This is a genomic window from Microbacterium sp. dk485 (assembly GCF_004570445.1).
Lineage (GTDB): Bacteria > Actinomycetota > Actinomycetes > Actinomycetales > Microbacteriaceae > Microbacterium > Microbacterium wangchenii.
In genome coordinates this window covers 217,476-231,074 of record NZ_SPQW01000002.1, presented here as the reverse complement: position 1 = coordinate 231,074, position 13,599 = coordinate 217,476, and the positions used below count along the sequence as shown (strand labels likewise).

Genomic DNA, 13,599 nt, shown 5'->3' with positions numbered 1-13,599 from the left:
CGGCGGCACGGCGGCACGGCGGCACGGCGGCGCGGCGGGCCGGGCGGGCGTGTCAGGACTCGGCGGCGGATTCCTCGGTGAGGATGCGGCTGGCGGCGAGCTGCTCGGCGGCCAGGCTCGCATACAGCCCCTCGCGCGCGAGCAGTTCGGCGTGCGTGCCCGACTCCACGATGCGGCCGGCGTCCACGACATGGATGACGTCGGCGCCGATCACGGTGGACAGCCGATGCGCGATCGTGAGGGTCGTGCGGCCGCGCGCGGCGGCATCCAGCGCCTCCTGCACGATGCGCTCGGATACGGTGTCCAGTGCGCTGGTGGCCTCGTCCAGCAGGAGCACGGGCGGGTCCTTCAGCAGCACGCGGGCGATCGCGATGCGCTGCTTCTCCCCGCCGGACAGGCGATACCCCCGCTCGCCCACGATCGTGTCGTAGCCGCGCTCGAAGCCGGCGATGACGTGATCGATGTTCGCCGCCCGGCAGGCTTCCTCCAGCTGCGCGTCGGTGGCGTCCGGCTTGGCGTAGCGGAGGTTGTCGCGGATCGTGGCGTGGAAGAGATACGTCTCCTGCGACACGATGCCGATCTCATCGATGATCGACGCCTGCTGGAGCCGCCGCACATCCGCGCCGGCGAACAGCACGGATCCCTCTGATGCCTCGTACAACCGCGGCGTGAGGTACAGGATCGTCGTCTTCCCCGCCCCGGAAGGCCCGACGAAGGCGACGTGCGAGCCGGGCTCGGCGACGAACGAGACGCCGTGGAGGGTCGCACGTGTCTCCGCCGAGGCATCCGGGTAGCGGAAAACGACGTCGCGGAACTCGATGCGCCCGAGCGGACCGGGGGCGTCCGCGACGGCGATGGCGTCGGGCGCGTCGCGGATCGCCGGCACCAGGTCGAGGTACTCGAAGATGCGGGCGAACAGGGCCGCGGAGGTCTGCAGGTCCAGCGAGACGCGCATGAGGCCCATGAGCGGCATGAGCAGTCGGGCCTGCACGGTCGTGAACGCCACGATCGTGCCGGCGGTGATGGTGTCGACACCGCCGGTCACGAGGTATCCCGCGACCAGGTAGATGAGCGCCGGAACGCTGGACATGATCACCTGCACGACGGCGAAGAACCCCTGGCCGCTCATCGCGCGCCGCACCTGCAGTCGCACCTGATTGACGTTCTCGGTGGCGAAGCGCTCCGACTCCGTGCGCTGGCGGTTGAACGACTTGGACAGCAGTATGCCCGACACGCTGAGGGTCTCCTGCGTGATGGAGGTCAGCTCGCTCAGCGACTCCTGGGTCTCCCCCGCGATTCGCGCCCGCACCTGCCCGACGCGCCGCTGCACGAGGATCAGCACCGGCATCATCACGACCGCGATGATCGTGAGGCGCCAGTCGATGAGGACCATCGCCACGAGAGAGGCCACCACCGTGACCGCGTTGCCCAGGATGCTGGTGACGGTGTTGGTCAGCACGCCCGACACCCCGCCGACATCGTTCTGCAGGCGCGACTGGATGACGCCGGTCTTGGTGCGTGTGAAAAAGCCCAGCTCCATCGCCTGCAAGTGGTCGAACAGGCGCACGCGCAGGTCGCCGGTGACGCGGTTTCCGACGGTGGAGGTCAGCCACGTCTGGACGACCCCGAGAGCGGCCGAGAGCAGGAACAGCCCGATCATGATCGCCACGAGGCGCAGCAGCAGCGCAAGGTCAGGCGAGCCGCCCTCGACGGGGAAGAGGGCATCGTCGAAGATCCGTTGCACCAGCAGCGGGGGGATGACCGCGACCGCGGCGCCGGCGATGACGAGGATCGCCGTCAGGATGATGCGCCCCCGGTAAGGGCGGAAGAGCTCCACCACGCGCCTGCCCAGGTGCGCGACGCGCGGCGCCTGCGCGTTCAGACGACGCTGGGCCTGGATGTCGACCCCGCGGAACGCGGCGCCGCCGCCACCAGCGCCCCGGCCACCCATACTCATGCGAGCCAGCCTATGTCGGTGCGCCCGGGCCCCGGGCTAGGGTGGCAGGTCGGGGCCGGACGCCGGGACGCGCACGCACGCGGCCCGATGGGGGAATACCACGTCGGAGGCCACCGTTATCGTCGCTTGCCACCGCCGGGGCTGGCGACCTGGCTTTCCCCAAGAACTCTCGAGGAGCACCCGTGGCCGCCACTGACACCGACAGCATCCGCCTTCCGGCGCCGGCCGCGGAGATCACCCCGCAGCAGAGCCGCGTCATCTGGCTCCTGCTCGTGGCGGCGTTCGTCGCGATCCTCAACGAGACGACGATGGGCGTGGCGATCCCGAGCCTCATCGTCGACCTCGGCATCACCGCCGTTGCGGCGCAGTGGCTGACGACGGCTTTCATGCTCACGATGGCGGTGGTCATCCCCATCACGGGGTTCCTCCTGCAGCGATTCACCACGCGGCAGGTGTTCATCGCGGCGATGACGCTGTTCTCGCTGGGGACGCTCGCCGCCTTCCTCTCCCCCGGATTCCCCGCGCTCGTGGCGGCACGCGTCATCCAGGCGTCGGGCACGGCGATCATGATGCCCCTGCTGATGACGACGCTCATGACGATCGTGCCGGCGCACCAGCGCGGCCGGATGATGGGGCGCGTCAGCATCGTGATGGCCCTCGCTCCCGCCATCGGACCGACCATGTCGGGCATCATCCTGGACACCCTGGGCTGGCACTGGAACTTCGGCATCATGCTGCCGATCGCCCTGGTCGCGCTGTTCGTGGGCGCACGGTGGATCACGAACCTCGGCGAGACGCGCAAGGCGCCGATCGACGTGCCCTCCGTGATCCTGTCGGCGTTCGGGTTCGGCGGCCTCGTCTTCGGCCTGAGCCAGATCGGCGGGGGCGGGCATTCCGGACCGGGTGCGGCAGCGGCGGATGCGATGTCCACGACGACCCTCGTGGTCTCCCTCGTCATCGGTGCCGTCGGTCTCGCCCTGTTCGTGTGGCGCCAGCTGGTCAAGCAGCGCTCGGACTCCGCGCTGCTGGATCTGCGGGTCTTCCGCTCGACGAACTTCTCCCTCTCGGTGGCGCACCTGGGCATCATGTCGATGGCCTTCTTCGGGGCGATCACCCTCCTGCCGCTGTATCTGCAGGACGTGCGGGGGGTCTCGGCTCTGGAGACGGGATTGATCATCCTGCCCGGTTCGCTCGCGATGGGCTTCGCCGGCCCGCTGATCGGCCGCGTCTACGACCGGTGGGGCACCCGCGTGCTCCTGATCCCCGGTTCCATCATCACGAGCGGGATGCTGTGGATGTACACCACGGTCGGGGCGACCACCCCGATCTGGCTGATCGTCGTGCTGCAGTCGATCCTGTCGCTGGGTCTGGCGATGTCGTTCACCCCGCTGTTCACGGCGTCGCTGGCCTCACTCCAGCCGCGGTTCTACTCCTACGGCTCGGCCGTGGTGGGCACCGTGCAGCAGGTGGCCGGCGCGGCCGGGATCGCGTTGCTGATCACGGTCATGTCCTCGGCAAGCGCCGCCTCGGGAGCCGCCGGCACGGTCGACGAGCAGGGCACCCAGACGGCGTACCTGATCGCCGCGCTGCTGTCGCTGCCGACGATCCTCGGCGCCTTCCTCATCCGCAAGCCCGCCGACGATCCCGCTGCGCCGCGCGGCGACGCTCCGATCGCGCACTGACTCCGAGGTAGCGCGGTCGCGTCGCAGCCGCAACCCCCGGCGGCGGCTCGGCCGTTCTTCCTAGCGTGGAGACACCGAACGAACACGTGAGGAGAGCATCATGACCGAAGACCTCAACGGCAAGCGCGTCGCCTTCCTGCTGACCGACGGCTTCGAGGACAGTGAACTGACCTCGCCCTGGGAGGCCGTGACCGGCGCCGGCGCGACGGCCGTCCTCGTGTCGCCGGCCGATGGCAGCGTCACGGGCAAGAACGGCCACGAGCAGTCCGTCGACCTCGCCTCCGGTGCAGCGGATGCGGCGGAGTTCGACGCGCTCGTCCTCCCCGGTGGCGTCGTGAACGCCGATCACCTCCGCATGGACACGGCGTCGGTGGGCTTCGCCCGCGACTTCTTCGCCCAGCACAAGCCGGTGGGCGTCATCTGCCACGGCGCGTGGATCCTCGCCGACGCCGACGTTCTGCACGACCGGACGCTCACCAGCTATCCGAGCCTGCAGACCGATCTGCGCAACGCCGGCGCCACGTGGGTCGACGAAGAGGTGGTGGTGGATGCCGGCCTGGTCTCCAGCCGCACCCCCGACGACCTGCCCGCCTTCAACGACAAGCTCGTGGAGGAGATCGCCGAGGGCGAACACTCCGGGCAGACGACCTGACGATTCCGGGCCCGTCGGTCCCGCGGGGGGCGTAGCCTTCCCCCGTGGGATCGACGGAACCTGTCGGTCAGCCGCTGCCGGGGCCGCAGCCGCTGACGGACGAACAGTGGCAGCGCATCGTCCTCTTCGGCACGCCTGAGGAGGTGGCAGCCGGCGACTACCTCATCCGCTCGGGCGAACGCGACTACGACCTGATCCTCGTCGACACGGCGGAGGTCGAGCTTGTGCGCGACAGCCTGTGGTGGCTGGACGAGTCGGTGCTCGCCGTGAACGGCGCGCGCACGTTCGCCGGCGAGCTCGGGCTGCTCAACGGCCAGGGGGCGTTCCTGTCGGCACGGGCATCCAGGGCGGGACGTGTGTACCGGGTTCCGCGCGCCGGGCTGCGCAAGGTCATGAGCGAAGACGACGAACTGTGCGACCTGCTGCTGCGCACCCTGTGGCAGCGGCGCGAAGCGCTGCGGAAGGGCCCCGCGGCCCTGACCCTGAAGTTCGTCGGGTCCCCGGCGTCGAAGGACTTCGAGTCCCTGCGCCGCTTCGCCGAGCGGCTTGACCTCGTGCACACCGCCTTCGAGATCGAGCCCGGTGACCCGTACGCCTTCGAACACCACGACGTGGCCCCGGAAGACCTGCCGATCGCGTTCATCCAGGGCGAGCCGATCCTGCGCGCGACGCCAGGCCTGGTGGCAGACCGCCTCGGGCTCAGCTACAGCGGCGACTCCGATGAGGTCGTCGATCTCGTCGTGATCGGCGGCGGCCCGGCCGGCCTCGCCGCCGCCATCTACGGCGCATCCGAGGGCCTCAGCACGGTCCTGCTGGACGCGGTCGCCCCCGGCGGGCAGGCCGCCGCGACGTCGCGCATCGAGAACTTCCTCGGCTTCCCGTTCGGTGTCAGCGGCGGAGAGCTCATCGGTCAGGCGTCCCTGCAGGCACTGAAGTTCGGCGTGCGGGTGTACGCGCCGTGCGAAGCGGCGCGACTGCGCTCGAGCGAGGACGGCCTGGAGGTCACGCTGACCGACGGCCGTGTCATCCACGCCCGCACCGCCATCGTCACCTCCGGCGCCGCCTACCGGCGCCTCCCCCTGGCTCGCTGGGACGAATTCGAGGGGGCTGGGATCTACTACGCCGCGACGCAGTTCGAGCTTCGCCATGTCGTCGATTCGCCCGTCGTGGTCGTCGGCGGCGCGAACTCCGCGGGCCAGGCGGCGCTGTACCTCTCCTCGCACGGCTCGCCGGTGCGCCTGGTCGTACGCGGGGACGACCTCGGCCGGCGCATGTCGGCATATCTGGTCGACCGTCTGCAGGAGGACCCGGCGATCGAGGTGCTCACGGGGGCCAACATCACCGCCCTGGAAGGCGACGGCTCACTCGAGCGCGTGCGCATCGACGCCGCCGGCGAGGTGGATGCCCGCGGACTGTTCTGCTTCATCGGCGCCGACCCGGCCACCGGATGGCTCGACGAGCTCGACCGCGACGCGGGCGGGTTCCTGCGGACGGGCACCGACATCCCCGAGGAGCGCCTGGACGGCCCATGGGTGCGCCTGGGCCGCGAGCCGCTCCCGTTCGAAACGTCGGTGCCCCGCGTTTTCGCCGCCGGGGATGTGCGTCGCGGCTCGATGAAGCGGGTGGCCGCCGCCGTCGGCGAAGGCTCCAGCGCCGTCGCGTCGGTGCACCGCGCTCTGGCCGGCTGACCCCCAGGCGGGCCTCAGACCGGCTGGGGCACCCCGCCGGTCTGACACTGCGGGCAGTACTGGGCCGCCCCCTTGGAGCCAGGCACGTCCGCCACCTCGCCCCCGCACTGCGGGCACGGCTCACCGGTGCGGCCGTGCACCCGCATCGATGCCACCTTCTCGGCCTTCTGCCGGTCGGGGGGCACGCCGCGGCGGTCGGCGAAGGCCTCGCCGAGCACCGAACGGATGGCGTCGTACAGGCGCCCGCGGTCATCCGGGGTGAGATCGGCCGCGTGCGCGAGCGGAGAGATCCGCGCGGTGAACAGGATCTCGTCGGAGTAGGCGTTGCCGATGCCTGCGAGACTCTCCTGCTCCTGCAGCAGCGCCTTGACCTGTTTGCGCCGCGTTCCCAGAACGCGCTCGAGGTCGGCGCGCGACCAGTCCTCTGCCGTCGGGTCGGGCCCGAGCTTGGCGATCGCGGGCGCGTCGGCGGGTTCATCGACGACCGACAGCCCGAGCGAGAGCCACTGTCCCGCATCCGTCAGCGCCAGGACACCGCGGCCGGGGAAGTCGAGCGTGGCGATGACGGGAGGCGCCTCGGCGGTGGGATCGGCCGGCGCGCCGGAGCCGGCGGCCCACGTCGCCCAGCCGGCGCGGCCGAAGCTGATCACCAGCACCGGGCCGTCGGTGAGCAGGGCGATGTGCTTGCCGTATCGGCGGACCTCGGCGACGACGTGGCCGCTCACTTGCGTGAGCGGGCGGTCACGGGGCTTCAGCGCCCGGAACTCCGCGAGGTCGGTGTCGCCGACCTGCGCGCCGCGCAGGGTGTCGCGGAGGAATGCGGCGAGCGCATCGACCTCGGGGGATTCGGGCACGGCGTGGTCCTCCGACTCGGTCGGGGATCGCGCTGCGCCCTCGACGATGGATGCTGCCCCGATGCTACGGACTGGCCGCCTTCAGACGCCACCGCCCGCCGCGAGTCGGGGCGCGCCGCGCAGTGCCACTCGCGCGGGGGATGCGGCGGCCGCGATCGCTTGCGACACTGCTGACATGACGCACATGGGCGCGGCGACGTCGGGCCTCGGGCGCGTGCGCCCGGACGTGCTCGGCAGCCTGGCGCTCGGGGTGTTCCTGCTCCCGGTCACCGTGGCGGCGGTCGTGCAGGCCTCGGACGAGCCCTGGGTGTGGACGGAGCCCGCGACGATCGCGCTCTTCGCGGGGCTGCATGCGACGTCGCTCTTGTGGTCGCGCCGCACCCGCTCCGCCCTGGTCGCCGGCTCGGCGATCATGCTCGCCTTGGCATTCCTCCCGCTGGATGCCACGACCACTGCAGCGATGCTGCCCTCGAGCCTGGCGTACCTCCTGATCGTGTTCGGCGCGGCACGCGACCCGGACGCCGCCCTGGGCAGGGCGGGGCTGGCACTGGGAGTGGCCGGCGCCCTCCTGATCGTGGCGGGGCATCGTGTCGTGGTGTCGGCCGGCCCGCTGCACGACGACCTCCTCGTCGACGGGCTCGCCTTCGCCGGCCTGACCGCCGCGGTGGTGGCGGTGTGGGCGGTGGGGCGTCTCATGCGGGCCCGCGACGAACGCGCGAGCGAGCGTGCGGCCGAGCACGTGCGGGACGCGATCGCCGCTGAGCGGCGCAGCATCTCACGCGACCTGCACGACATCGTGGCCCACTCGATGACGGTGATGGTCGCTCAGGCCGAGGCCGGCATCGTCGCCGGCCGACACGATCCCGCCGCCTCGACGCAGGCGCTCACCCGGATCGCCGACGCGGGACGGGAGTCCATGCGTGACATGCGCGCGCTGCTGAACGTCCTGGGCGAGGGCGGCGATGCCGCCGCGTTGACCCCCTCCCCCGCCATCGACGATCTGACCGCCCTCGTCGACGGTGCCGCCGGCCCCGGACGGGCCATCTCGCTGATCGAGACGGGGCACCGGGGCCGGCTCGCGCGCGACGCGGAACTGGCCGTGCACCGGGCCGTGCAGGAGGCTCTCACCAATGTCGTACGGCATGTGCGCCCACCCGTGCGCGTGCAGGTCGCCCTCCGCTGGTCGCCCGCAGACCTCACCCTCGAGATCGCCGATGACGGCGGCAGCGGGCCCCTCGAACCGAACCGCACCGGGAGCGGACGCGGGCTCATCGGCATGCGCGAGCGGGTCACGCGAGCAGGCGGCACGCTGGAGATCGATCGCTCGCCGGCGTGGACGGTGCGGGCACGGTTCCCCACGATGCCGGTGGCGGGATGACCGTACGCGTCCTCGTCGTCGACGACCAGGAACTCATCCGCACCTCGCTGGCGACCGTGCTGGGCGATGATCCGCGGATCGAGGTCGTGGGTCTGGCGGCCGACGGGATGCAGGCGGTGGAGGCGTGCCGGCAGCACCCGGCGGATGTCGTCGTGATGGATGTGCGGATGCCGCGGATGAACGGCATCGACGCCACGCGCGCCATCCTGCAGCTCAGCCCGCGCACGAGCGTCCTCATCCTCACGACGTTCGACCTCGACGAGTACGTGTTCGCGGCCATCCGCGCCGGTGCGTCAGGTTTCCTGACCAAGGACTCCCCGGGCCGGGAGATCGTCGAGGCGGTGTGCCGCGTGGCCGACGGCGACGCCGTGGTGGCCCCTCGTGCGGCGCGGTCGCTGCTGTCGTACGTGCGCACCGGCCCTGGTGACCCGTCCGGGGCCGAGGCAGCGCTGGGCGCACTGTCACCCCGTGAGCGGGAGGTCGTGGCTCTGCTGGCGGCGGGGGCCTCCAACGACGCGATCGCCGCGCGGCTGTATCTGACCACCAACACGGTGAAGACCCACGTGAAGTCGATCCTCGCCAAGCTCGGGCTCCCCGACCGCATCCATGTCGTCATCTGGGCCTACGAGCACGGAGTCGCCGGGCGCTGACGATCACCCGTAGGGGTGAGCGGTGCCGCCCCCGCGGGCGAGGCGCCACGGCGCACGACGGAGGACCCTCGTGGGCATGGACACGTCTTCTCCTCCGCGCGCGGCGACGCGACCCTCCATCGCCCTCACCGCCGCCATGTTCACGGTGAGTGCTGTGCTGGGCGCGCAAGCCCTGGCCTGGATCGCCTTCCCAGCGGCCAGCCCCTTCCGCGTCGATTCCTCCGCTCCGATCGCCGCGGCACTGGGCCCCTCGGCGGCTGCCGTTCTCGAGCTCGCCCTGGGAGCAGCCGGCATGGCCCTGGCCGCACTGCACCTCGCCCCGCCCGTGCGCGGCGGCAGGGTCCTCGCGGTCGTGGCCGCGGTGCTCACGATCAGCGCGGGCTTCGGGTTCCTCGGGTTCACCAGCCTGGCCTTCGCCGGATACGCCCTCGTCGGGATTATCCCCCTCGCCGTGCTCACCGCCCTGATCCTGCTCGCCCGGCGCCATCCGTGGGCGGCGACCGGGATCGCCGTCGTGATCGTCGCACTGACGATCGTGGGCCAGGCATCGGGGCTCTTCCCCATCGGCGATGTCGCCGTCCGGTTCGCCTCGGCACTGAAGGACGGGGGCATCGAAGCCGGCTCCGCCCTCTCGGCGATCGCCTTCACGGGGGTGTGGATGCTGGCCGCCACGCGCGGGTGGGGCGACGGCCCGCTCGCGCGCGCCGTCCTGCGCCGGCGCGTCCCGCTCACGATCGCCGCCGCCGCCTGCGCGCTCCCCTACGTGTTCTCACGTCTGAGCTGGCTCACGCCGTGGCCGCTGCTGGGTTCACCGGCCTCCTTCCCCGCGGATGAGAGGGCGGGTGTGTTGGTCATGGGGCTGGCCCTGGGCACCGCCATGGCCCTGGGCGGCATCCTGACCCTCGGTCTCATCCTCCCCTGGGGCGAGCGGTTCCCGAGGTGGATGGGGCTGCTCGGGGGCGCGCCGATCCCTGTGCCCCTCGCTGTGACGCCGGCGCTCGTGGTGGCCGCGCTGTTCACCTTCGGCGGGGTCGGACTGGCCGTCGATTCGCTGGGCGGCATCGCACCGCTGGGTGAGGCCAGTTGGACGATCGCCCTCGTCCTGCCGTTCTGGCTGTGGGGTCCGTTGCTGGGCCTGGCGACGTGGGGCTACGCGCTGCACCGCAGGGCGGCGGCGGGTTAGCAGGACGCTCGGGTCACCGCAATCCCGAACGCCACCGGCCCGCGCCTTTTCTAGATTCGATGCGAGGGAAGGAGCTCCGATGGATCTGGTGGAACGACTGGCAGAGGTGGCGGCGGCGCGCGGTGTCACGATCGCGGTGGCCGAGTCGCTCAGCTGCGGTGCGCTCAGCTCGGCGATCGGTCGTGGGCAGGGCGCTTCGGAGTGGTTCGCAGGGGGCGTCGTGGCATATCAGGTGTCGTCCAAGCACACCGCGCTGGGCGTGGACGCCGACATCGATCCGTGCTCCGCCGCGTGCGCGACGCAGATGGCCCGGGGAGTCCGGCAGCTGCTGGAAGCCGACCTGGCAGTCTCCATCACGGGTGTCGGCGGCCCCGATCCCGAGGACGGCCATGAGCCCGGAACCGTCTACATCGGAGTGTCCGACCCCGATGGCACGGATGCCGGCCTGCACCGATTCGACGGCGACCCCGCAGCGGTCATCGCGCAGAGCGTGGATGCCGCGCTCCACGTGCTGCTCGACCGCGCCGGAGCGCTCGCCGGCCAGCGCTAGGCTGAGCCGATGGACGCCCGCACCCTCGCCGACGGGGCCGTGCTGCGGCCGGCCCGACCGGGCGACGAAGCCGGCATCCTCGCCTGCATCGTGGCCCTCGCGGTCTACGAACGCGAGCCGGATGCGGTGGAGAACACCGTCGAGGCACTCCGGGAGTCGCTGTTCGGCGCCGATCCGCGCGTGTTCGCGCACGTGGTGGAGCGCGAGGGCGACATCGTCGGCATCGCGGTGTGGTTCCTGACGTACTCCACGTGGACGGGGCGCCACGGCATCTGGCTGGAAGACCTGTTCGTCGACCCCGACCGGCGCGGGGCGGGATACGGCAGTGCCCTGCTGGCCGCCCTGGCGGCGCTGTGCATCGAGCGCGGGTACTCCCGCCTGGAGTGGACCGTGCTGGATTGGAACGCCCCCTCGATCGCGTTCTATCGCGCCCTGGGCGCGGCACCGATGGAGGAGTGGACCACGCAGCGCGTGACCGGCGAAGCCCTCGCCGCCCTGGCCGCACGCTGACCGCCGCACGCTGACCGTACCGGCACGTCAGCGACGCGGGGTCCACCCCGTCGGCAGGGGGCCTTCCGCACCATCCGCCCGGTCGCGGTCGGCGCGCGCCGACCAGCCCTGCGCGGCTCCCACGGTCGCGAAGCCTCCGCGGGCGACACGGAACCCGACGTCGTCATGACGCGCGCGCGGCGGCCCGCCGCGCCTGGTGCCCGCGCGCACGCTCCACGCGTCGTCGGCGAAACCGCCCCCGCGGAAGACGCGGTAATCGTCGTAGCGTGCGGGGTCGAGAAGATCCCAGCACCACTCCCACACATTGCCCAGCATGTCGAACAGGCCGTTGAGGTTCGGCAGCTTGAGCCCCACGTCCTGCGGAGTGCTCACTCCGTCTGCGCTCGTCCAGGCGATCTCGGCGAGCGGCCCGTAGTGCGGGCCGGTCGAGCCGGCCCGGCACGCGTACTCCCACTCCGCCTCCGTCGGCAGGCGGTACCCGTCCGCATCCACGTGCCACGTCACGTCTTCACCGTCGAACGTGTAGGCCGGGTCGAAGCCCTCCCACTCGGACGCGGCGTTGCAGAAGCGGATGGCTCGCAGCCAGCTGACCTCGACCGCGGGCCGGCGCGGATGCGGCGCCGGCTCGCCGATCGCCTGCCCCAGCTGCTCCTGCGTGACCGGGAACGCACCGATCTCGAACGGTTCCAGCGCAACGTCCCATCGGACACGGCGCCGCGCGTCGTGCAGTTGCACACTGCCCGCGGGGATCCGCGCCATCTCGAGGTCAGCCACCGAGGCAGTCTCGCACGACGACGGGGCTGTGCGGATCGCACAGCCCCGTCGTCACGTTCTCAGCGGACCTTGGCCCGCGTGACCTCAGTCGATCACCGCGTGCGCGCGCCGCGGCGAGTCGCGAAGACATAGATCGCGAGCACGATGATCGCGCCGATGATCGAGCCGATGATGCCGGCCGGCTGCAGGAAGCCGCCGGCGGGGTCGGCGCCGAAGATCAGGAAGCCGAGGAAACCTCCCACGAACGACCCGACGATTCCGAGGACGATGGTCATCACGATGCTCATGCTCTGCTTGCCGGGGATGACGGCACGCGCGATGAAGCCGGCGATGAGGCCGACCAGGATGAGGCCGAGGATGGTCCAGAGCATTGGTTTTCTCTCTTTCGTCGGTGGGCGCCGGCCGGTGTGCGCGGCACCCGCGGTGACCGCTCCAGCTAACCGGATGCTGACTCTTCGTCACGAATCGGGCCTGCGCTCTTGTCATCGCGTCCGTCGCGGAATAACATTCGCGTCCGCGGGAAGGCCCGAAGCCGATCGACGATCATCATCCTGACGGCGGATGCGGATCGGTCTGAGGGCCGACGCCCCGTCGGCGGAAGCTTCGTAGCGTCGAAGACATGACCCATGCCATCGCCACCGCATCCTCTCCCCGCCGCGAGCTCTCGCCGCTGACTGCGGGTCTCCTCGCCATCGCTGGGAACGTGCTGGTCGTGGGCGTCATCCTCGTCGCAGGCCTCCTCACCCTCGCGGGCGCCGCCGTCGTGTTCGGTTCTGCGCTCATGGATCTCGTCTGAGCTGTTCCCACAACGCCGCCGCGCCGCTGTCAACCCCTCGCCGCTGCGCCATGCGGCGGACGTACCGTGTCAGCCCCTACTCAGGAGAGGATCGGGACAATGGTCTCTGCACGCGACATCATGTCGCCGAACGCCCAGTGCGTCGGCGAGAAGGACACCCTCGTCGACGCGGCACGGTTGATGGCGGGCCTGGGCGTCGGCGCCCTCCCCATCTGCGGGGAGGACGAACGTCTCAAAGGCATGCTGACCGACCGCGACATCGTCGTGAAGTGCATCGCCCAGGGCGGCGATCCGGCACGGACGACCGCCGGTTCCCTCGCGGAGGGTCCGGTGGTCACGGCCCGTGCCGAAGACGCCATCGCGGCGGTGCTGGAGCTCATGCAGGAGCACCAAGTGCGCCGCATCCCCGTCATCGACGACCACCGCCTGGTCGGCATCATCAGCCAGGCCGACATCGCCCAGACGATGTCGTCGGAGGCGACCGGCGCGACGGTGGAGGAGATCTCCGCCGACCTGCCGTGACCACCCGGGATGTGCACACCCGCGCCGTGGACGGCGCGTGGCGCGTGGTCGTGGAGGGGAGCCCGGGGCACAGCCGCACCTTCCCCACCCGCATGGAGGCGCTGCACGCCGGCCAGGTGCTGGCCATGGTGCTGCACAGCCGCCATCTCATCGACGATACGGAAAGAAGCGAAAGGGCAGGATGAGCGCAGATCAGGCGACGGTCTCGGACGTCATCGTGGAGCGTCTTCGGGCGTGGGGCGTGGAGCGGGTCTACGGGTACAGCGGCGATGGGATCAACGGCGTCATGGACGCCCTGCGCCGGGCGGATCCGAAGGTCGCCTTCGTTCAGGCCCGGCACGAGGAGAACGCCGCCTTGATGGCCGTCGGGGAGGCGAAGTTCACCGGGGGCGTCGGCGTGGTC

The 13,599-nt window shown here is 71.2% G+C and carries 15 protein-coding genes and 1 pseudogene; 12 read left to right on the top strand and 4 right to left on the bottom strand.

Annotated elements, in window-relative coordinates:
- Positions 1-52: 52 nt before the first annotated feature.
- Positions 53-1,951 carry an ABC transporter ATP-binding protein gene (locus E4V99_RS11785; protein WP_135117948.1) on the bottom strand — a complete coding sequence of 633 codons (1,899 nt, stop codon included), beginning with the start codon at positions 1,949-1,951 and terminating at the stop codon, positions 53-55.
- Positions 1,952-2,139: 188 nt separating this feature from the next.
- On the opposite strand from E4V99_RS11785, the gene E4V99_RS11780 reads away from it, so the two are divergent.
- From E4V99_RS11780 to E4V99_RS11770, 3 genes are all read left to right on the top strand, one after another.
- On the top strand, positions 2,140-3,639 hold the full coding sequence (locus tag E4V99_RS11780; protein ID WP_135117380.1) for an MDR family MFS transporter: 1,500 nt from the start codon (positions 2,140-2,142) through the stop codon (positions 3,637-3,639).
- A gap of 100 nt (positions 3,640-3,739) precedes the next feature.
- Entirely contained in the window at positions 3,740-4,291 is a 552-nt protein-coding gene (locus E4V99_RS11775; protein ID WP_135067612.1) for a type 1 glutamine amidotransferase domain-containing protein, read from the top strand.
- A gap of 44 nt (positions 4,292-4,335) precedes the next feature.
- Positions 4,336-5,979: a cyclic nucleotide-binding domain-containing thioredoxin-disulfide reductase gene (locus tag E4V99_RS11770; protein ID WP_209305625.1), complete on the top strand. Its 1,644-nt coding sequence runs from the start codon at positions 4,336-4,338 to the stop codon at positions 5,977-5,979.
- A gap of 14 nt (positions 5,980-5,993) precedes the next feature.
- Here E4V99_RS11770 and E4V99_RS11765 read toward each other — a convergent pair whose 3' ends face one another.
- On the bottom strand, positions 5,994-6,833 hold the full coding sequence (locus E4V99_RS11765) for a DNA-formamidopyrimidine glycosylase family protein (RefSeq protein WP_135117379.1): 840 nt from the start codon (positions 6,831-6,833) through the stop codon (positions 5,994-5,996).
- 175 nt (positions 6,834-7,008) lie between these two features.
- Between E4V99_RS11765 and E4V99_RS11760 the strand changes: the two genes are divergently transcribed.
- The 5 genes from E4V99_RS11760 (at position 7,009) to E4V99_RS11740 (ending at position 11,104) form a co-directional block, all read left to right on the top strand.
- The gene (locus E4V99_RS11760) at positions 7,009-8,211 is read left to right on the top strand and encodes a histidine kinase (RefSeq protein WP_167758126.1); all 1,203 of its coding nucleotides are present in this window, start codon (positions 7,009-7,011) and stop codon (positions 8,209-8,211) included.
- A complete protein-coding gene (locus tag E4V99_RS11755) occupies positions 8,208-8,861 on the top strand; it encodes a response regulator transcription factor (RefSeq protein WP_135117377.1) in 654 nt (217 codons plus the stop codon). The genes E4V99_RS11760 and E4V99_RS11755 overlap by 4 nt, the downstream gene beginning before the upstream one ends.
- Positions 8,862-8,937: 76 nt before the next feature.
- Entirely contained in the window at positions 8,938-10,044 is a 1,107-nt protein-coding gene (locus E4V99_RS11750; protein WP_135117376.1) for a hypothetical protein, read from the top strand.
- A 79-nt stretch (positions 10,045-10,123) separates the two neighbouring features.
- Positions 10,124-10,594, top strand: coding sequence for a CinA family protein (locus tag E4V99_RS11745; RefSeq protein ID WP_135067622.1), 471 nt, complete (start codon positions 10,124-10,126; stop codon positions 10,592-10,594).
- Between the two features lie 9 nt (positions 10,595-10,603).
- The gene (locus E4V99_RS11740) at positions 10,604-11,104 is read left to right on the top strand and encodes a GNAT family N-acetyltransferase (RefSeq protein ID WP_209305624.1); all 501 of its coding nucleotides are present in this window, start codon (positions 10,604-10,606) and stop codon (positions 11,102-11,104) included.
- 27 nt (positions 11,105-11,131) lie between these two features.
- Here the strand turns inward: E4V99_RS11740 and E4V99_RS11735 are convergent, their stop codons facing one another.
- Both E4V99_RS11735 and E4V99_RS11730 read right to left on the bottom strand, forming a co-directional pair.
- On the bottom strand, positions 11,132-11,878 hold the full coding sequence (locus E4V99_RS11735) for an SUMF1/EgtB/PvdO family nonheme iron enzyme (protein ID WP_209305623.1): 747 nt from the start codon (positions 11,876-11,878) through the stop codon (positions 11,132-11,134).
- Between the two features lie 92 nt (positions 11,879-11,970).
- The gene (locus E4V99_RS11730; RefSeq protein ID WP_135067624.1) at positions 11,971-12,249 is read right to left on the bottom strand and encodes a GlsB/YeaQ/YmgE family stress response membrane protein; all 279 of its coding nucleotides are present in this window, start codon (positions 12,247-12,249) and stop codon (positions 11,971-11,973) included.
- Between the two features lie 248 nt (positions 12,250-12,497).
- On the opposite strand from E4V99_RS11730, the gene E4V99_RS18480 reads away from it, so the two are divergent.
- From E4V99_RS18480 to E4V99_RS18640, 4 genes and pseudogenes are all read left to right on the top strand, one after another.
- Complete coding sequence (locus E4V99_RS18480; protein WP_167747780.1) at positions 12,498-12,674, top strand: hypothetical protein; 177 nt, start codon at positions 12,498-12,500, stop codon at positions 12,672-12,674.
- 99 nt (positions 12,675-12,773) lie between these two features.
- The gene (locus E4V99_RS11725) at positions 12,774-13,196 is read left to right on the top strand and encodes a CBS domain-containing protein (protein ID WP_135117375.1); all 423 of its coding nucleotides are present in this window, start codon (positions 12,774-12,776) and stop codon (positions 13,194-13,196) included.
- Positions 13,193-13,381 (top strand): hypothetical protein, encoded by a 189-nt coding sequence (locus E4V99_RS11720; RefSeq protein ID WP_135067628.1) that lies wholly within the window; start codon positions 13,193-13,195, stop codon positions 13,379-13,381. Before E4V99_RS11725 ends, E4V99_RS11720 begins: the two co-directional genes overlap by 4 nt.
- Positions 13,378-13,560, top strand: a pseudogene (locus E4V99_RS18640) (thiamine pyrophosphate-binding protein); the annotation flags it as partial. The gene E4V99_RS11720 and the pseudogene E4V99_RS18640, both read left to right, overlap by 4 nt.
- Between the last annotated feature and the right edge of the window lie 39 nt (positions 13,561-13,599).